The sequence below is a fragment of the Mumia quercus genome (assembly GCF_025506335.1).
Taxonomy (GTDB): Bacteria; Actinomycetota; Actinomycetes; order Propionibacteriales; family Nocardioidaceae; genus Mumia; species Mumia quercus.
Genome location: NZ_JANZYO010000005.1, coordinates 252,555 through 270,845 on the forward strand (window position 1 = coordinate 252,555; position 18,291 = coordinate 270,845).

Consider the following 18,291-nt stretch of genomic DNA (forward strand, 5'->3'; position numbering starts at 1 on the left):
TCCTTCGCGTCTTTGTCCCCCTGACGAACAGAGAACCGCCTCATGGACATCCTTGACGCGTAAGTGTTAACTTACGCATTATGCCGACGAGCACCGCAGACCCCTGGCACGCCCTGAGCGACCCGACCCGCCGCCGGGTCCTGGCCCGCGTGGCCCAGGCGCCCAGCTCGGTCACCGAGATCGCACGCGGTCTGCCCGTGAGCCGGCCTGCCGTCTCGCAGCACCTCCGCGTCCTGCTCGACGCACGGCTCGTCTACGTACGACGCGAGGGCCGCGAGCACGTCTACCGTCCGCGTCCCGAAGGCCTCGAGCAGCTGCGGCAGGAGCTGGAGACGTTCTGGGCCCAGACGCTCACCCACCTCAAGACCGTCGCCGAGCAGACCTACCTGGGCCCGCCCGGCTCGCAAGGAGATCCGACATGAGCGCAGCACCGCACGACCGCACCACACTGGAGGTCTCGATCGTCGTCGACGTGCCGCTCGAGCACGCCTTCCGCGTGTTCACCGAGCACTTCGACGAGATCAAACCGCGCGACCACAACCTGCTCGCCGTCCCGATCGCGCGCACGGTCCTCGAGCCCCGCGTCGGCGGGACGATCCACGACGTCGGTGTCGACGGCAGCACGTGCGCGTGGGCGCGGGTCCTCGCGTACGAGCCTCCCCGACGGCTCGTCTTCAGCTGGGACATCAGTCCTCGGTGGGAGGTCGAGACCGACCCCGAGCGTACGAGCGAGGTCGAGGTGCGCTTCGACGCCGAGGGTGTTGATCGCACCCGGGTCGTGCTGGAGCACCGCCACCTCGACCGCCACGGAGAGGGCTGGGAGGGCTTCACCACGCTCGACCAGGAGACCGGGTGGCCGCTGTATCTCGAGCGCTACCGCGAGCTCACACGGTTGCCGTCCGAGACGGCATGACGCGCTGGAGCGCCGGCGGCAGCCACCACGCCCGTTCCCCGAGCAGCCGCATCGCGGCGGGTACGGCCAGGCACCGGATGACGAGGGCGTCGAGCAGGACGGCCACCGCCATCACGAAGCCCATCTCCTGGAGCATGCGGTCGGGCACCAGCATGAACGACCCGAACACGACGACCATGATCGAGGCCGCCGCCGTGATGACTCCGCCGGTGTGCGCCAGCCCTTCTCGTACGGCCGCCTGCGCGTCGCCCGTACGCAGCCACTCCTCGCGCATCCGGGAGATCAGGAAGACCTCGTAGTCCATCGACAGCCCGAAGACGATGGCGAACACGAAGACCGGGAGGAAGGCCTCGACCGGGCCGGGTTGCGCACCGAAGACGCCCTCTTGGAACACCAGCGTCATCGCCCCGAGCGCGGCTCCGATCGACAAGACGTTGAACGCCACCGCCTTCAGCGCGATCCAGACCGAGCGGAAGACGGCCATCAGCAGCAGCCCCGACAGACCGAGCACGACGACGAGGAAGACCGGGAACCGTTCGGCCATGGTCGCCGAGAAGTCGACGTACGCCGCGGTCGCACCGCCGACGAGCCGATCGTCACCGAGGTCCTCACGCAGCTGCGTGACCAGGGCGGAGGTCGCCTCGTCCTGCGGTCCTGTCGTCGGCTCGGCGCGGACGAGGAAGAGGTCGTCGCCGAGCGGAACCGGGGTGCTGACCCTGTCGGGCACGACGCCCGGGTCGGCGCGCAGCTGCTCGACGGTCGCGGCGGCCTCCGCCTCCGTCCCGCGCGTGAGCACGAGGAGCGGGCCGTTCGCCCCCGGCCCGAACTCCTCGCTGACCAGGTCGTACGCCGCGCGCGAGGTGGTCTCTCGTCCATCGGTCCCGGCGTCGCTGAACCCGAGGTGCATGCCGAGGGCCGGCACCGCGAGCGCCCCGAGCACCACGACCGAGGAGGTCAGGGCGAGCCAGGGGCGACGTTGGACGAGGACCGCCCAGCGCCGCCACCGCGTCCCGGACTCGCGGCGTGCCCGCGCGGCGTGCTTACGCACCTGCTTCTCGAGCCGGGCCCCGAACAGGCTCAGCAACGCGGGCAGCAGCGTGAGCGACGCGGCCATCGTCATCAGCACCGTGAGCGCGACGGCCGTGACGGACCCCTCGTACGCGTCGACGCCGAGGGTGAACAGACCACCCAGCGCGAGGACGACGCCACCTGCCGCGAAGAGCACCGAGCGCCCGGCCGTGTCGAGAGCCCGGCGCGTCGCCTCCTCACGATCGGCGCCCGCCAGCAGCTCGCCGCGGTAACGGCTGAAGATCAGCAGGGCGTAGTCGATGCCCACCCCGAGCCCGACGAGCGCGAGCAGCGCGGTCGAGAAGGTCGGCAGCGTCAGGACGTTCGACAGCAGCGCGGCGACGCCGAACATGGAGCCGACGGCCACGACAGCGGTGATGATCGGCAGGCTCGCCGCGAGGAACGAGCCGAACATGACGACGAGGATCACGAGTGCGGCCAGCAGGCCCACACCCTCCGCGGTGCTGCCGGTCTCGCCCTCCACCTGGCGGATGCCGTTGCCCGCGAGCTCGACCTGGGTCCCTGCTCCCTCGTACGAGTCCGCGAGTGCGATGAGCTCCTCGAACGTCGAGGCGGGCGTGTCGCCCTGCTCGCCCTCCAAGGCGACGTCGACGAGCGCCGTGGTCCCGTCGCTGGAGACGGTGCCGCTCTCGGCACGCGGCGGCGTCACCTGCTCGACGTGGTCCAGGGCGGTGAGGTCCGACGTCAGGGCCTCGAGGTCGATGTCCGTCGCCCACCCTCGCTCGTCGTGGAGGACCACGGTGACGGTGTCTCCGGACTGGGCGGGAGCATGCTCCTCCAGCAGGGTCGCCATCTCGTGGGACTCGGTGCCGGGGAGGGAGAAGTTGTCGTCGTAGCTGGCGCCGACCGCTTGTCCCGTCCACACGGCCGCCACGAGCACGGCCAGCCAGAGGACGAGCGCGGCCCAGTGGTGCCGTTGGGCGACGGTGGCCAGCCGCTCCATGGCGCTGGCGCGGCGACGGGTGGGGGCGAGAGGCGGTGCAGACATTGGCGAGGCTCCTGTCGGTTCCGATGACCTCCCGATCGTCGGTCGCGACGACGGGCCGCGTCGTCGGGCCAGGGTCGCGGGCATCCACGTCGTACGGCGCTCCTGCGGGCGGCACGTCTACGCTCCTCGACGTAGGGGGTCGCGCTTCTCGACCGAGCCGGGCGCGGCCCTCCCGCCCTAAGATCGAGGCCATGTCGCGCGCCCGCGGACTCCGCCTCCCGGCTCTCGCCGTCGACCTCCTGCTGGCGGTCTTCGTGACCGTGATGCAGGTGCAGGGGACGATCGCCCGCAACGAGGGCGAGCCTGTCCTGCGCCCGTTGAGCGACCTGGGGTACCTGGGTTACGCGCTGCTGGTCGTCAGCGGTCTCGTCATCGCCGTACGCCGGCGGTGGCCGGTCGCGGTCTTCGGTGTCGCCGTGGCGTGCAGCCTGGTCTACTACGTGCTCGACTTCCCGGACGGCCCCGGCTGGCTGGCACTCTTCATCGCCACGTACACCCTGACCGAACGCGGTGACGGACGCCGCTCCCTGTTCCTCGCCGGGGCCGCCCTCGCCGTCCTCGCGCCCGTCTGGCTGGTCGCCGCCGCCGACGTCGAACCCCGCGCGGCGATCGGCTGGGTCTTCTTCCGCATCGGTGCGACCGTGATGAGCGCAGCCCTGGGGGAGTCCGTGCGGTCGCGACGTGTCATCGCGGCTGAGGCGGTCGCGCGGGCCGAGCAGGCCGAGCGCACCCGGGAGGAGGAAGCGCGGGCGCGGGTCGACGAGGAGCGGCTCCGGATCGCCCGCGACGTGCACGACACCGTCGCGCACGCGATCGCCGTCATCAACGTGCAGGCAGGCGTCACCGCCCACGTGCTGGACCAGCGCCCGGACCAGGCGCGCAAGACGTTGGAGGAGATCGAGCGGACCAGCTCGCGTGCGCTCGACGAGATGCGGACGATCCTCGGCGTGCTGCGTGACGACCACGACGGGCGGGGTCCCCAGCCCGGGCTCGCGCAGATCGACGACCTGGCGGACCGGGCGCGCCAGGCCGGGCTCGAGATCGCGCTCGACGCGCCACCGGCGTCTCCGGAGGTGCCCAGCGCGGTCGGGGGTGCGGTCTACCGGATCGTGCAGGAGTCCATCACGAACGTGCTCCGCCACGCCGGCCCGACCCAGGTGCGGGTCCTGCTGTCGTACGACGCGGAGTCCGTCGCCGTACGGATCACCGACGCAGGGCCCGGGGTGGACTCCGCGGCAGTGCGGCGGCCGGCGTCGGGACCTCCGGGGCGCGGGCTGCTCGGCATGAGGGAGCGGTGCCACCTCCTCGGGGGCGACCTCGCAGCCGGGCGTACCTCGGAGGGCGGGTTCGAGGTCACCGCGCGGCTGCCGCTCGTCCCCGGCGAGTCGGTCGTGTCGTGAGCGGGGGAGGGCCGGTGCGCGTGCTCCTCGTCGACGACGAGGGTCTTGTCCGCTCGGGTTTCCGCCTCCTGATCGAGGTCGAGGACGACATCGAGGTCGTGGCGGAGGCGGCGGACGGCGCGGAGGCCGTCGAGCAGGCGCGGGCGACCAAGCCCGACGTCGTCCTCATGGACATCCGGATGCCGGTCATGGACGGCATCAATGCCACCCGCGCGATCGCCACGACCCCCGGGCTCGAGGACGTGAAGGTGCTGATCCTGACGACCTACGACACCGACGCGTACGTCTTCGAGGGCCTGCAGGCCGGTGCGAGCGGATTCCTGCTGAAGGACGCCGGCCCCGCCGAGCTGCTGCACGCCATCCGTGTCGTCGCCGCGGGCGACGCCCTGCTCGCGCCCCGCATCACGCGCCGCCTCATCGCCCAGTTCACGGCACGCCGTACGGCGGTCGAGGGCGCGAAGGGGCGCCTCGCCGTCCTCACCGAGCGCGAGCGCGAGGTGCTCGCGCTCGTCGGCCAGGGAATGAGCAACGACGAGATCGGTGCCGCGCTGTTCCTCAGCCCCGCTACCGCCCGTACCCACGTCAGCCACGCGATGGGCAAGCTGGGCGCGCGCGACCGGGCTCAGCTCGTGGTGATCGCCTACCAGACCGGGCTCGTCGAGCCTGCGTGAGCGAGCTCGACGAGCCACCGGCTCAGGGCAGCGGGAACTCTCTGAGCTGCCGGCGCGAGGTGATGTCCAGCTTGCGGAAGATGCTCCGCAGATGGGCTTCGATCGTGCGGGGGCTCAAGAAGAGCTGCGCGGCGACTTCACGGGAGGTCGCCCCGGTGGCCACGAGCCGTGCGACGTGCAGCTCCTGGGGGGTGAGGCAGTCGGTCGGCTGGGCGGTCCGCTTGCGGGGATGCTCGCCGGTGGCGCGCAGCTCGCGGGCGGCGCGCTCGGCGAACGCCTCCACGCCCATGCTCAACAACCTCTCGTGCGCGGTGCGGAGCTCGTCGCGAGCGTCTTGGCGCCGGCCTTCGCGGCGCAGCCACTCGCCGTAGAGGAGGTGGGCGCGGGCGAGATGGACGGTCATCCGGCAGTCAGCTAGCCGTTCGATCGCTTCGCGGTAGTCGTTTTCGGCAGCGGGTCCCGTCCTGACCAGGGCTCGCGAACAGGCCGCCAGCCCGATCGCCCACGCCGTACCGGTGGCTTCGGCGCGCGAGCTGAGTTGTTCGAGTGCGACGGCAGCGCGGTCGGGGTCACCGGCGCGAACGCTGGCCTCGACGAGCTCTGGCAGACCGGCGCTGCTGAGCGACAGCTCCTGGGACTCGCACGCCCGCGCCGCCGCCTCCTGCGCAACCGCGTAGTTGCCCAGCCCGTTGTGCAGCACCGCCGTCGCGTACTGACCAAGCGTGGCGTCGGCGCCCTCGTCCGGGTGCGCGGCATCGAGGGCGGTGCTGGCGGTGAGCGCTGTGGTCGCTGTCTGGTCACCGCGCCAGGCGCTCAAGATGACGTCAGCGTGACGCATCTGCACGCCGCCGGTGGCCCGGGTGATCGCTGTCGCCTCTGCGGCGAGCTCGCTGGCTCGGGCGAGCTCGCCCCTCAGGACGGACGTGATGGCAAGGAAGCTCAGTGCGGCGGGAAGCGTCGCGAGTGCGCCGGCTTCACGAGCCAGCTGCACGTTGCGGCTGGCCAGGGTGTAGGCCAGCTCGTCGTCGAGGATTCCCACCGCGTTGCGAGCAGCCAGCCACAACCAGCGCTCGGTCTGAGGGTCGTGGGCGGCGCCTGCACGCGGGCAGTCTCGAAAGGTTTCCAGGGCGCGCCGCAACCCGGGCGCTCCTGCGGCGTACCCTCTCGTCAAGCTCGTCGCGAGGCCGTCGAGGAGCAGGTCTACCGGTCGCGCCGGTCCCCCGGACGGAGGCGCGGTGAGAGCCGCCTCGGCCGTAGGCAGCGCGTCGCTCCCGTTGATGACGGCTGCGTCGAGCGCATGCAGGTAGGTCTCGCGGGACAGTGCGGCGTCCAGCGGAGCCATCGTCTTGGCCGCGTCCAGCAGCATCCCGGGGGCGTCGCCGCTCCGGGTCAGGTGGAACGCGATCTGGGCGTCCAGCAGTGCGAGTCGAGCGCGCTGCAGGTCGTCCAGCGGCCCGTCCTCCGCGATCTCCAGCAGTTCCAGAGCGGCGCCGGAGGCGCCCGCCTCGTGCTTGGCCTGCGCGGCTTCCAGCGCCCTTCTGGCCCGATGGGCGGGGTCAGGAGACAAGGTGGTCGCCTCCTGGAGGAATGCTGCGGCGGCGGCGAGCCCGCCGCGGCGGCGCGCCCGGCTTGCAGAACGCTCCAGCTCCGCGGCGGCTTGCTCGTCGGTGCCCAGGACCGACTGAGCCTGGTGCCAGGCGCGCCGGTCGGGGTCGGACAACGGGTCGGTGGCGGCCGCCAACGCGCCGTGGATGCGGCGGTGGTCAGGCGGCGTGGCGGACCGGTAGACCGCTGATCGCACCAGAGGATGACGAAATCGCACCTGACCGTCGATCTCCAGCAAACCTGCGGCCTCGGCCGGTGCGGCCGCCTCGCGATCGAGCCCGAGCCGCGCCGCGGCGCGCCAGAGGAGCTCGACGTCACCGGTCGGATCGGCCGAAGCGGCCAGCAGCAGCAGCTGCGTGGCGACCGGCAACCCCGCTGAGCGCCGCTGGAAGCTGTCTTCGACACGGCGTGGAACGCCCCGCGCATCGGGCAACGCGAACCCGCCGGCCAGGTGTGCGGCGTCGACGCCGCGGGGGAGCTCCAGCAAGGCGAGCGGGTTGCCCCGCGCTTCGGCGAAGATCCGTTCGGCCACGTCCTCGTCCAGCGGCACGGGGACCGCGGTGGCCAACAACGACCGAGCCTCCGTCTCGGACAGCCCTGCCAGCCGAATCTCGGGCAGTCCGGCGAACCGATGACCACCGTCCGCGTCGGTATCGCGCACCGCGAAGAGCAGTGCCACCCTCTCGGCGTCGACCCGTCGCGCAGCGAAGGCCAGGACCTGCGCGGATGCCTGGTCGAGCCATTGCGCATCGTCGATGAGGCACAGCAGCGGGGCCTTCTCGGCGGCTTCGGCCAGAAGGTTGAGGACGGCGAGCCCGACCAAGAAGAGGTCTGGTGCGGCACCGGCGCGCTCTCCGAACGCCACGCTGAGGGCGCTCTGCTGCGGCTCGGGCAGCGTGTCCACGCCGTCCAGCAACGGCCCGCACAGCTGGTGCAGACCAGCGAAGGCGAACTGGGTCTCGGACTCCGCCCCCACAGAGCACTCCACGCGGAATCCCTGGGAGAGCGCACGGTCGCGGGCATGCTTGACGATCGCCGTCTTGCCGATGCCTGCTTCCCCGCGCAGCACGAGCACGCCGCTGCGACCGGACTGCGCCTGGTCGAGCAGCTGCGCGACCGTTTCGCACTCCTCGCGCCGGCCCAGAAGCGTCGTCAGTGTGCACTCCCAGCGTCGTCACTTCGGTGAAGTTCTAGGTAATCCTTACCGATGCGAACGGGGCGCACCAGACCGGGTCGTCATCGGTGGGTGAAGAGAAGGGCGAGCGGTTCGGCGCAGGTGCGGGGACATCAGGGGTTTTCACCGACGCGAAGTGCCGCTGACCGCTGCGAGTCTGAGGACCCGGCAAGAACCCCGACACGAAAGCACCGCCATGGCTACCAGTCCTGTCATCGAGGTCGACAGCCTGAGCATCACGTACGGCGACTTCACCGCCGTTCGAGATCTCTCGTTCCACGTCCAGCACGGTGAGCTCTACGCCCTCCTCGGCACCAACGGTGCCGGCAAGACGTCCACCCTCGAAGTCGTCGAAGGCCACCGCCGAGCCACCGCCGGCAGCGTACGGATCTTCGGCGAACGTCCCACGAACCGTCGTGCCGTACGGCCCCGGATGGGGATCATGCTCCAGGAGAGCGGGTTCTCCCCGGATCTCACGGCGCGGGAGTCAGTGGGTCTTCTCGGCACGCTGAGCGGGAGGCACGACGACGTCGATCGCGTCCTCGACATCTCCGGCCTCACCCACAAGGCCGACACCCAGGTCGCGCAGCTCTCCGGTGGGGAGAAGCGACGCCTCGACTTCGCCACCGCCGTGTACGGCGGGCCCGAGCTCGTCATCCTCGACGAGCCGACGACAGGTCTGGACATCCAGTCCCGCGACGCGCTCTGGACCGCGGTGGACCGCCTGCGCGAGGAGGGCTCCACGATCGTGCTCACCACCCACTATCTGGAGGAGGCGCAGCAGCGGGCAGACCGCATCGGCGTCATGCACCAGGGGACGTTGCGCCGGGAGGGGACGCTCGTCGAGCTGACCCAGAGTCTCCCGTCCGTCATCAGCTTCACCCTTCCTGCCGGCGCACCCGAGCCGCCCCTCGCCGTCGCGCACGTCGACGGGACCGTGCGCGTCGAGACGTTCGGGCTCCAGGAGGACCTCTACCGGCTGCTGGCCTGGGCGCACGATGCCGGGGTGGAGCTGCGGGAGCTGCAGGCCGGCGCCACCCGCCTCGACGACGTCTTCCGTGCCCTCAGCACCGAAACCACGACACCGACTCTCGAAAGGCCGCCGACGAGGTCAACGCCGCCCTCCGTACGTTCCTCGGCTGAGCACGCATGCGGTCACCGATCCCTGACTACATCGCCGAGGCGCTCGACCGCGTCGTCTCGGACAGGACCGGCGCGCCGGCCGGATACATCCCTGAGCTGGCCACGGCGGATCCTGAGCGTCTCGCCGCGGTCTTCGCCACGGTCGACGGCGAGGTCTACGGCGCCGGCGACGTCGACGCCCAGTTCACGATCCAGTCGATCTCCAAGCCGTTCGTGTACGCGCTGGCCCTCGCCGATCGAGGCTTCGACGCCGTCCTGGACAAGGTGGGAGTCGAGCCCTCCGGGGAGGCGTTCAACGAGATCTCCCTCGAACCCGGCTCCGGACGTCCGTTCAACCCGATGATCAACGCCGGTGCGATCACTGCTCACTCGCTCACCGGCCCCGAGGGGCTGGACCCGGCGGAGCGTATGGAGCGCGTGGTCAGCGGACTCTCGGCGTTCGCCGGTCGTCGGCTGGAGACCGACGAGTCGGTGTGGGCCTCGGAGATGGAGAACGCGCACCGCAACCTCGCCATCGGGCACATGCTCGGCAGCCACGACATCCTCGCCGAGGATCCGCACACCGTCGTGGACGGCTACACACGCCAGTGCTCCCTGCTGGTCTCCGCTCACGACCTCGCCGTGATGGCCGCGACCTTGGGCAACGGGGGAGTCAACCCTCGGTCCGGCGAGCGGGTGGTCGCCGAGCCGGTGATCCGTCAGGTCCTCAGCGTCATGTCCACCTGCGGGATGTACGACGCCGCGGGCGACTGGGCGACCCAGGTCGGCATCCCGGCGAAGAGCGGGGTCTCCGGCGGGCTCATCGGTGCCCTCCCTGGCCAGATCGGCATCGCCACGTTCTCGCCTCGCCTCGACCCTCACGGGAACAGCGTGCGGGGGGTGTCGCTGTTCGAACGGTTCTCGTCCGACATGGGTCTGCACGTGATGGCGGTCCCACCGGCTGCGCGCGCGGTCGTGCGCGCGAACCACGTCGTCGGCGCCGGTCCGGACGCGGTCAGGGTGCTCGAGTTCCAGGGCGGGATCCGTTTCGCCGGGGGAGAGCGGGTCGTACGAGAGGCCGTGGAGACGGTGGGCGCGGAGGCCACGGTCGCCCTGGACCTCACGAGGGTCTCGTCGATCGACGACGTGGCACGGCGCATGCTGCTCGAGGTCGCGCGGCGGCTCACCCTCGACGGTCACGAGGTCTACCTCGTCGACCCAGAGACGATCCTTCCCGATCCCGACCCGGGCGACGGTGGCCGTGTGGTCGTCGTCGGTGACCTCGACGCCGTTGGACGTGACCGGCTTCGGACCACGCCTGCCCAGCACTGACCTACCCGACAAGAGAGAGGCTCCACCAGCATGTCCACCGACTTCACCGTGACCCGAGACCCGCACCAGCACCGTTACGAGGCCACAGACGACCAGAGCAAGGTCGCGGGGTTCGTCGACTACCAGGAGACCAGCGAGATGGTCGTCCTCACCCACACCGAGGTCGATCCGGCGTTCGAGGGCCGAGGAGTGGGCAGCGCCCTCGCCCGCGCCGCGCTGGACGACATCCGTGAGCGCGAGCTGAAGGCGCTGGTGGTCTGCCCCTTCATCCTCAGCTGGATGCGCAAGCATCCGGAGTACCGCGACGTGCTCTTCAACGCGACGCCGTCGACGCCCAGCAGCTAGCTCTGCCGGGCATCACCGGCGAGCGCGTGCGCCGTCGAGGAACAGGCGCACCGCGCTGCCGACGTCCGAGGTGCCTCGGGTCAGGTCGAGGAACGACATGGCCAAGAAGCTGGCGTCGCCCTGGACCTCGCCCATCTCGACGGCGTCGGCGAAGAACGCGATGACGGGGTTGAGGATCTTCTCCCCGTACGCCGTGTTCACCTCGGTGCGGATCTCGTCGGCGACGTGGTCCAGCGCGTCGTAGACGCGCTGCTCGAAGGAGATCGCGGCCGGGGTGTGGCTCGCGGAGACCTCGGCGAGCGCGGTGAGGCGCTCGCTGAACGTCGTGCCGGACGCCAAGCCCTGGGCGATGCGGGTCCCGAGGTCGTCGGTGTAGCGCGCCGCGACCTCGGCGTACAGCGTCTCCTTCCCGCCGGGGAAGTGGTGGTAGAGCGAGGGCTTCTTGATGCCGGCGACCGCGGCGACCTCGCTCATGGAGATCCCGGGGTATCCGACCCTGGCGAGCGCGTCCGCGAAGGCGTCGAGGAGGGCAGTCTTCGTGTCGGTGTCGCGGGGGGTCATCGGGTCCTCCGTGCATGAGCAAAGGCAGCCGCGGTCGGGTCGAGCGCGTTCGTCTGCGGCGCCAGGGCAAGGAGTCGGCGGGCGCCTCGCGGGTCGCGGGCCGCGTCGAGGCCGTCGATGCAGACCGTGCCGCGCGTGGGCTTGCGCAGGGTGGCGACGAGCTCGAGCAGGGTCGACTTGCCTGCGCCGTTGTGTCCGAGGACGACCAGCCGTTCGCCGCGGTCCAACGAGAACTCGACGTCGGTGACGCCGCGGTCGGACTCGTACGTCCGCGTGAGGCCTTCGGTGGGGAGGAGAGGGGTCATGGAGGCAAGCCTACCGACCGATCGGTAGGGAGCGTGAGTCGCGAGCGCGGCGAGGCAGCGCTCCTGCGATGATCGAGACATGAGCGACACCCTGGCTTTCCTGCGCCAGCGGCCCCTCCTTCTCCTCTCCCTCGGCGGACTCGCGCTCGGCCTGCTGTTCTGGGCTCTCGGCGAGACGGCCGCGCTGGCGGTGACGGCGTACGTGGTGCTCGGGGTGGTGATCCTCCAGACGGGCGTCGGCATGGTCCGGGATCTCATGTCCGGGCGCTGGGGGCTCGACATCTTGGCCGTGGTCGCGATGATCGCGACCTTGGTCGTCGGCGAGTACGTCGCCGGCCTGATCATCGCGCTCATGCTCACCGGCGGGGAGACGCTCGAGGCGTGGGCGGCCCGGCGGGCCACACGCGAGCTGGATGCTCTGCTCACGCGGGCGCCGGTCTTCGCCCAGCGCATCGACCCGCGCACCGGAGACACGGAGCAGGTCCGGGTCGAGGACGTGGCCGTCGGCGACGAGCTGCTCGTCCGCTCCTCCGAGATCCTGCCGGTCGACGGCACACTGCTCTCCGACCACGCCCTCATCGACGAGTCGTCGGTGACCGGCGAGCCGGTCCCTGTGTCGTACGTGGCGGGCGACACCCTGCTGTCCGGTACGACCAATGGCACCACGACGTTCCGGATGCGGGCCGAGAAGTCAGCCGCCGACTCCCAGTACGCGACGATCGTTCAGCTGGTCCAGGCCGCCGTCGAGTCGCGCGCTCCGATGGTCCGGCTCGCGGACCGATACGCCGTCCCGTTCACCCTCGTCTCGTTGCTCATCGCCACCGTCGCCGCGTACGTCAGCGGGGACGCTGTCCGCTTCGCCGAGGTCCTCGTCGTCGCGACACCCTGTCCGCTGCTGATCGCGGCGCCGGTGGCATTCATGGGCGGTATGAGCTCTGCCGCGAAGCTCAACGTCATCATCAAGGATGGTGGAGTCCTGGAGGTCCTGGCCAAGGTGCGGTCGGCCGCCTTCGACAAGACCGGCACCCTGACCCAGGGCCGCCCCGAGGTCGTCGAGATCCGGGCGGCCGAGCGGTCGGCGGACGAGACATTGAGACTCGCGGCGTCCGCCGAGCAGCAGTCGGTCCACGTCTTCGCCCAGCCGATCGTCGAGGTCGCCCTCCGCAAGAGCCTTGACCTCTGGGCGGTCACGTCGGCCGAGGAGGTCGCGACCCAGGGCGTCGAGGCGGTCATCGGTGACGGCTCACGCGTACGCGTCGGCAAGCCCGCGTTCATCGAGGACGCGGTCGGCACGTTGGAGAGGACCGCGCTCGCACCGGGCGAGACGGCCGTCTACGTGTCGATCGACGACGCGCTCGCCGGTGTCATCGTGCTGTCCGACCCCGTACGGCCCCACGCGGCTGAGACCGTCGCCCGGATGCGGGACGCGGGCGTCGATCAGATCGTCATGATCACCGGGGACGTCGCTCCCACGGCGGAGTCGATCGCGCACGAGGTCGGGATCACCCGCGTCCACGCCGAGACCACGCCGCAGACGAAGGTCGAGATCGTCCGCGGCCTGGAGCCCCGGCCGACCCTGATGGTGGGCGACGGGATCAACGACGCGCCCGTGCTGGCTGTGGCGGACGCAGGCATCGCGATGGCCGGCCGAGGAGCGACCGCCGCGAGCGAGTCCGCGTCGGCGGTCGTGACGTCCGACGACGTCGGACGGGTCGCCGACGCGATGGAGGTGTCGCGGCGCACGATCTCCATCGCGCTCCAGGCGATCTGGCTCGGCATCGCCATCTCGATCGGCCTCATGCTCGTCGCCGCTTTCGGCTACCTGCCCGCCGTGGTCGGGGCGCTGCTGCAGGAGGTCGTCGACCTGCTGGCCATCGCGTGCGCGCTGCGTGCGTTGACCGTCCACCGCGCCGTCGGCCGCCGTGACGCCCGCCAGAGCCCGGCCGCGGCCTGAGCCGGCTAAAGGACCCGTCCGGGGTCGCTCAGGGGCGTCACCCATACCGCGCTCCTGCGCCCCGCCGATAGCGTCCTCGGGTGCCCACCAAGAACCCTCTCCTGACGTTCCTGCTCGCGTGCGTCGTGTCGGTGATGCTCTGGCCGACTGGCGCGGCGGCCGCGTCGGAGCAGCGACTGGATCGCGAGGCGATCGACGGGTGGGTCCGCGACTACGCCGGACGCCACGGTCTTCCGGCTGCGGCGGTGGCGGTGGTCAAGGACGGCCAGACCGTCCACACGACCGCGGTGGGCACCATCCGAGGTACTGAGGCAGTCACCGATCGCACGCCGATGGCGATCGGGTCGGTCAGCAAGACGATGACCGCCTTCGCTGTCCTGCAGCTCGTCGACCGCGGTGAGCTGGCGCTCGACGACCCTGTGCGGACACACCTTCCGGAGTTCGCCGTCGACGACGCCCGCGTCGGCGACGTCACCGTCCGCCACCTGCTCAGCCACACCTCCGGCCTTCCCAACCCCGTGCTCGTACCCCCGGCCGGCTCGTTGGAGCAGGCGGTGGCGAATATCGGCGAGACCACGTTGGCCTCCGACCCAGGCGCCGCGTACGCGTACAGCAACCTGAACTACTGGACGGCGGCGCGACTGGTGGAGGTGGTCTCCGGTCGGACGTTCGCCGAGTACCTGGAAGCGCACGTCTTCCAGCCGCTCGGCATGACGGACACGCACGCGGTCGTCCGCAGCGGCGCCGCGGTGGCCGGGATGGAGGACGGACACGTCACCGCGTACGGGCTCGCTCTGCCGCTGCGGGAGATGGCTGCGGTCGTCGGCGGCTCCGGGGGAGTGGTCAGCACCGCGCGCGACATGGGGCGGTGGCTCGGCATGTACCAGCGCGGCGGGGTGGCCGAGGACGGGAGCCGCCTCCTCTCCGAGCAGCTGGTGGAGGAGTCCCTCCGTCGTCAGCCCGGTGCGCGCACGTACGGCTTGGGGTGGCAGCACACGAGCACCGCGGACCCGGCGAGGGTGGGGCACGACGGCTCGCTCACCCGCTACAGCGCGCGGGCCGACCTCGTGGCGTCGAGTGGCTACGGTGTCGTCGTCCTGCTCAACAGCTACACGCCGACCTACCAGCACCCCTTCTCGCTCAGCACCGGCGTGATCGAGGTGACCGAGGGCTCCGCTCCCACGGTCGGAGCCCCGGTGGCCACCCTGATCGACGCTGCGGTCGGCGTCCTGACCGTGGGGGCGCTGGGCCTCCTCGTCCTCGGCGTACGCCGGTCCCGTGCGTGGACCGAGAAGCGTCGCGGCCACCCGACCTGGCGGTTCGCCCTGCGCCTCCTGCCTCAGCTGCTCGTGGTGACGGCCGTCGCCGGCGTGTACTTCGTGCTGCCGAGGGTCAACGCCAACGAGGCCACTCCGGTGGATGCGTTCGGGCTCTGGCCGGCGGCGATGACGCTGCTCCTCGTCGCGGGCACCGGCAGCACGTGTCTGGTCCTCGCACGGGTCTGGCAGCGGACCCGGTCCGGGCGTCCTCCTAGAGGCCGGCCGACTCCAGCACCGTCGTGAGCTCCGCCGGACGGCTCACCATCGGCCAGTGCCACGTCGGAAGCTCGACGTAGGTCCAGCCGTCGCCGACCATGTGCGCGAACACGGGCACGTGCGGCGCCATCTCCTGCAGCTGGTGCAGGCTAAAGCTGCAGAGCACGCCGGTGCGAGGGATGTCTTGCCAGGCACCGGTGAGCGCGACCGGCTCGGCGGCCGTCAGCCAGGGCTGTGGGCGGGAGTCTTCGACGAGCGCGGCGACGGCGTCGTCGTCGACCTCGGGCACGTCCGCGGCAAGCTCGGCCCACGGCGGGGGTGGCAGCTTCCAGCCCTCGCCTCGGGTCTTCACGAGCTCTTCGTTGGCTGCGCGGGCGTCGGGCCCTTCGAAGTCGGCCTGCGCGATGCCGTTCGGCAGCGGACCCGAGTCGACGTAGACGAGTCGCGTCACGCGCTCAGGCACGCGGTCTGCCGCACCGGTCGTCACGAGCGCTCCGTAGCTGTGCCCGACGAGCACGACGTCGCGCAGGTCGTGCCCCTCGAGCATGTCCACGAGATCGGCGATGTGGCTCGACAGGTCGGTCTCGGGCGACGCGAGGCCGGCGCGCGAACCCATGCCGGGGAGGTCGACGGCGTGAACGACGTGGCCGCGCTCCCGCAGCGCCTCGGCGACGGGGCCCCAGACGGCGGCGCTGAGCCAGAAGCCGGGGACGAGGACGTAGGTGGTGGTGTTCATACGACGACACTAGGCTTGATTGTGGACAGGATCCGCCCGGTATGACGAAGGGAAACCATGACGCGCCCGACGGCCCGGGTGCTCGCCATGCTCGAGCTGCTGCAGGCGGGCGGCCAGCGCACGGTCGGCGAGCTCGCCTCTCGCCTCGGGGTCGACGAACGCACGGTCCGGCGCTATGCCGAGCATCTCGCAGACCTCGGCGTCCCTGTCGAGGCGCAGCGCGGCAGGTACGGCGGCTACCGGCTCCTGCCGGGCTACAAGCTTCCGCCGCTGATGCTCACCGACGACGAAGCGGTCGCCGTCGCCCTCGGGCTCAGCGCCGCCGATCGCGCGGGGCTCGCCACGACCGATCCGGCCGCCACGGCCAGCGCGCTGGCGAAGGTGTCGCGCGTGCTGCCGCGTGCCCTGGGCGAGCGCCTCGAGAGCCTGTTGTCGACCGCGCAGTACACGACCCCGGTACGCCCGACCGCTCCCGCAGGCGCCGACACGTTGCTCGACCTCGCCTCGGCTGCGCGGGCACGGCGTACGGTGGCGTTCACCTACACGGCCTGGGACGGACGGGAGTCGCGGCGCGAGCTCGACGTGTACGGGCTGGTCTTCCACTCCGGCCGCTGGTACGCCAGCGGGTACGACCACGGACGTGACGCCGTACGGACCTTCCGCCTGGACCGCATCGCCTCGGTCGACCAGGGCGACCGCTCGTACGAGGTCCCGGCGGACTTCGACGCCAGGACGCAGGTCGTGTCGGGCATCGCGGCGGTCAGGTGGTCGCACGAGGTCTCCGTGGTCCTACGGACCAGCCTGGAGGAGGCCGGCGAGCGGCTACCCCAGAGCGTCGGGCGCCTGAGCGAGCACGCTGACGGCGTGCTCCTCGAGACGCGCGCCGAGCAGCTCGACGGCATGGCTCGCATGCTCGCAGGGCTCGGGTGGGACTTCGAGGTCCTCGCACCGCACGCGCTCCGCGACGAGGTGGTGAGCCTGTCCGACCGCCTCCGTGCCAGTGCTCTCCGCGGAACGGATCCTCGCCGCTGACGACGTCCGGGAGGTGTCCCAGGCAGGAAACTGGGAGAGTAGAGCGTGAGTCGCCATCCCAGATCAGATCCCCCTAGAGCCCGTCGCCGGTCGAGACAGGGAGCCCGCTGCACTCGCGGCCCCTACCCGGCGGCCTCGACATCTCAGGAGGAGAAATGAAGGCACTGGTCTACCACGGTCCCGGCAGCAAGGCTTGGGAGGACGTTCCCGATCCACAGATCCAGCAGCCGACCGACATCATCGTGCGGATCGACACGACCACGATCTGCGGCACGGACCTGCACATCCTCAAGGGCGACGTGCCGGCGGTGACGGGTGGGCGGATCCTCGGTCACGAGGGGGTCGGCACCGTCACCGAGGTGGGCTCCGCAGTGTCCACGGTGGCCGTCGGCGACCGGGTGCTGCTCTCGTGCGTGAGCGCGTGCGGTGCCTGCTCGTACTGTCACCAGGGCCTCTACGCGCACTGTCTGGCCGACGAGGGCGCCAGCGGCATCGGCTGGATCTTCGGTCACCTTATCGACGGCACCCAGGCGGAGCTGGTCCGTGTGCCGTTCGCGGACAACTCCGTCTACAAGCTGCCCGAGGGCGTCAGCGACGAGGCCGCGGTCATGCTGTCCGACATCCTCCCGACCTCGTTCGAGATCGGGGTCAGGTACGGCAGGGTGAAGCCTGGCGACGTGGTCGCGGTGGTCGGCTCCGGGCCGATCGGCCTGGCCGCGATGATGACCGCGACCCTGTACGGCGCGGCCCGGATCATCGCACTGGACCTCGACGACAACCGGCTGGAGCAGGCGCTGCGCTTCGGGGCGACCGACGCCGTCAACAGCGGCGACCCGGACTGGCGGGAGCAGGTGCTCGCGATGACGGACGGGCTCGGCGTGGACGTGGCGATCGAGGCCGTGGGCATCCCGGCGACGTTCGACGCCTGCACCACGATCATCCGGCCTGGTGGAACCATCGCCAACGTGGGCGTGCACGGAGCGCCGGTGGAGCTGCAGCTGCAGGACCTGTGGATCATGGACATCGCGATCACCATGGGTCTGGTGAGCACCTCGACCACGCCGATGCTGCTGAAGCTGGTCGCCCAGCACAAGCTGGAGGCCGAGAAGTTCGCGACCCACCACTTCAAGCTCGACGAGATGATGGACGCCTACGACACCTTCGGCCGCGCCGCGGAGACAGGGGCGCTGAAGGTCGTGATCTCCCGCTGAGTCACGGGGCGGTCGGCTCAGGCTGCGAAACTGGCGATCGGTGCCATCTCGAGGAACTCGCGGGCGCCTTCGCAGCGGTCGTCGAGCCCGACCCGGTAACGCTGAAAGGACCTGAGCCGGGGGAGGGGCTGCGGGAGGTCCGCACCCTCGACGACTTCGATGAACGTGCGGGTGCCGGTGACCCGGTACGTGGTCCACGCGATGCCGTCGGGCTGGGTGGTGGCGAGTTCGCGGTACACGTCCTGCAGCAGGTCGAGATGGGTCTCCAGCTCGTCGTGCTTCACGGTGTAACGCATCAGGGCGTGCATCGAACGTGAC

At 70.9% G+C, this 18,291-nt stretch carries 16 protein-coding genes and 1 pseudogene; 11 read left to right on the forward strand and 6 right to left on the reverse strand.

The genetic code is table 11. The annotated features are described in order from the left end of the window. The first annotated feature begins 80 nt into the window (after positions 1-80). Together NYZ95_RS13400 and NYZ95_RS13405 are read left to right on the forward strand one after the other, a co-directional pair. Positions 81-422, forward strand: coding sequence for an ArsR/SmtB family transcription factor (locus tag NYZ95_RS13400; RefSeq protein ID WP_262851814.1), 342 nt, complete (start codon positions 81-83; stop codon positions 420-422). Further along, complete coding sequence (locus NYZ95_RS13405) at positions 419-913, forward strand: SRPBCC family protein (RefSeq protein WP_262851815.1); 495 nt, start codon at positions 419-421, stop codon at positions 911-913. Before NYZ95_RS13400 ends, NYZ95_RS13405 begins: the two co-directional genes overlap by 4 nt. Here NYZ95_RS13405 and NYZ95_RS13410 read toward each other — a convergent pair. Beyond that, entirely contained in the window at positions 885-2,990 is a 2,106-nt protein-coding gene (locus NYZ95_RS13410) for an MMPL family transporter (RefSeq protein ID WP_262851816.1), read from the reverse strand. The genes NYZ95_RS13405 and NYZ95_RS13410 overlap by 29 nt on opposite strands. A 191-nt stretch (positions 2,991-3,181) precedes the next feature. Here NYZ95_RS13410 and NYZ95_RS13415 point away from each other — a divergent pair, with 191 nt between their 5' ends. Continuing rightward, on the forward strand, positions 3,182-4,390 hold the full coding sequence (locus NYZ95_RS13415) for a sensor histidine kinase (protein ID WP_262851817.1): 1,209 nt from the start codon (positions 3,182-3,184) through the stop codon (positions 4,388-4,390). A 14-nt stretch (positions 4,391-4,404) separates the two neighbouring features. Further along, positions 4,405-5,061 (forward strand): response regulator transcription factor, encoded by a 657-nt coding sequence (locus NYZ95_RS13420; RefSeq protein ID WP_262851818.1) that lies wholly within the window; start codon positions 4,405-4,407, stop codon positions 5,059-5,061. A 22-nt stretch (positions 5,062-5,083) separates the two neighbouring features. On the opposite strand, the gene NYZ95_RS13425 is transcribed toward NYZ95_RS13420, so the two are convergent. Beyond that, complete coding sequence (locus tag NYZ95_RS13425; RefSeq protein ID WP_308212250.1) at positions 5,084-7,822, reverse strand: ATP-binding protein; 2,739 nt, start codon at positions 7,820-7,822, stop codon at positions 5,084-5,086. A gap of 214 nt (positions 7,823-8,036) precedes the next feature. Here NYZ95_RS13425 and NYZ95_RS13430 point away from each other — a divergent pair. The 3 genes and pseudogenes from NYZ95_RS13430 to NYZ95_RS13440 all read left to right on the forward strand — a co-directional run. Beyond that, positions 8,037-8,810 (forward strand): annotated as a pseudogene (locus NYZ95_RS13430) (ABC transporter ATP-binding protein); the annotation flags it as partial. Between the two features lie 179 nt (positions 8,811-8,989). Next, the gene (locus NYZ95_RS13435) at positions 8,990-10,294 is read left to right on the forward strand and encodes a glutaminase (RefSeq protein WP_262851819.1); all 1,305 of its coding nucleotides are present in this window, start codon (positions 8,990-8,992) and stop codon (positions 10,292-10,294) included. A 30-nt stretch (positions 10,295-10,324) separates the two neighbouring features. Beyond that, positions 10,325-10,639, forward strand: a complete 315-nt coding sequence (locus NYZ95_RS13440; protein ID WP_262851820.1) for a GNAT family N-acetyltransferase — start codon at positions 10,325-10,327, stop codon at positions 10,637-10,639. A 12-nt stretch (positions 10,640-10,651) separates the two neighbouring features. Here NYZ95_RS13440 and NYZ95_RS13445 read toward each other — a convergent pair whose 3' ends face one another. Both NYZ95_RS13445 and NYZ95_RS13450 read right to left on the reverse strand, forming a co-directional pair. After that, the gene (locus tag NYZ95_RS13445; RefSeq protein ID WP_262851821.1) at positions 10,652-11,200 is read right to left on the reverse strand and encodes a TetR/AcrR family transcriptional regulator; all 549 of its coding nucleotides are present in this window, start codon (positions 11,198-11,200) and stop codon (positions 10,652-10,654) included. After that, a complete protein-coding gene (locus NYZ95_RS13450) occupies positions 11,197-11,505 on the reverse strand; it encodes an ATP-binding cassette domain-containing protein (protein WP_262851822.1) in 309 nt (102 codons plus the stop codon). The genes NYZ95_RS13445 and NYZ95_RS13450 overlap by 4 nt, the downstream gene beginning before the upstream one ends. 79 nt (positions 11,506-11,584) lie before the next feature. On the opposite strand from NYZ95_RS13450, the gene NYZ95_RS13455 reads away from it, so the two are divergent. Continuing rightward, a complete protein-coding gene (locus tag NYZ95_RS13455; RefSeq protein WP_262851823.1) occupies positions 11,585-13,459 on the forward strand; it encodes a heavy metal translocating P-type ATPase in 1,875 nt (624 codons plus the stop codon). 80 nt (positions 13,460-13,539) lie between these two features. Next, entirely contained in the window at positions 13,540-15,021 is a 1,482-nt protein-coding gene (locus tag NYZ95_RS13460; protein WP_262851824.1) for a serine hydrolase domain-containing protein, read from the forward strand. Here NYZ95_RS13460 and NYZ95_RS13465 read toward each other — a convergent pair. Beyond that, positions 14,990-15,730 (reverse strand): alpha/beta fold hydrolase, encoded by a 741-nt coding sequence (locus NYZ95_RS13465; RefSeq protein WP_262851825.1) that lies wholly within the window; start codon positions 15,728-15,730, stop codon positions 14,990-14,992. The genes NYZ95_RS13460 and NYZ95_RS13465 overlap by 32 nt on opposite strands. Positions 15,731-15,787: 57 nt before the next feature. Here NYZ95_RS13465 and NYZ95_RS13470 point away from each other — a divergent pair, with 57 nt between their 5' ends. Both NYZ95_RS13470 and NYZ95_RS13475 read left to right on the forward strand, forming a co-directional pair. Continuing rightward, positions 15,788-16,762: a helix-turn-helix transcriptional regulator gene (locus NYZ95_RS13470; protein WP_262851826.1), complete on the forward strand. Its 975-nt coding sequence runs from the start codon at positions 15,788-15,790 to the stop codon at positions 16,760-16,762. Between the two features lie 155 nt (positions 16,763-16,917). Further along, positions 16,918-17,973 (forward strand): zinc-dependent alcohol dehydrogenase family protein, encoded by a 1,056-nt coding sequence (locus tag NYZ95_RS13475; RefSeq protein WP_262851827.1) that lies wholly within the window; start codon positions 16,918-16,920, stop codon positions 17,971-17,973. A gap of 17 nt (positions 17,974-17,990) precedes the next feature. On the opposite strand, the gene NYZ95_RS13480 is transcribed toward NYZ95_RS13475, so the two are convergent. Continuing rightward, a complete protein-coding gene (locus tag NYZ95_RS13480) occupies positions 17,991-18,281 on the reverse strand; it encodes a sporulation protein YqfD (RefSeq protein ID WP_262851828.1) in 291 nt (96 codons plus the stop codon). Between the last annotated feature and the right edge of the window lie 10 nt (positions 18,282-18,291).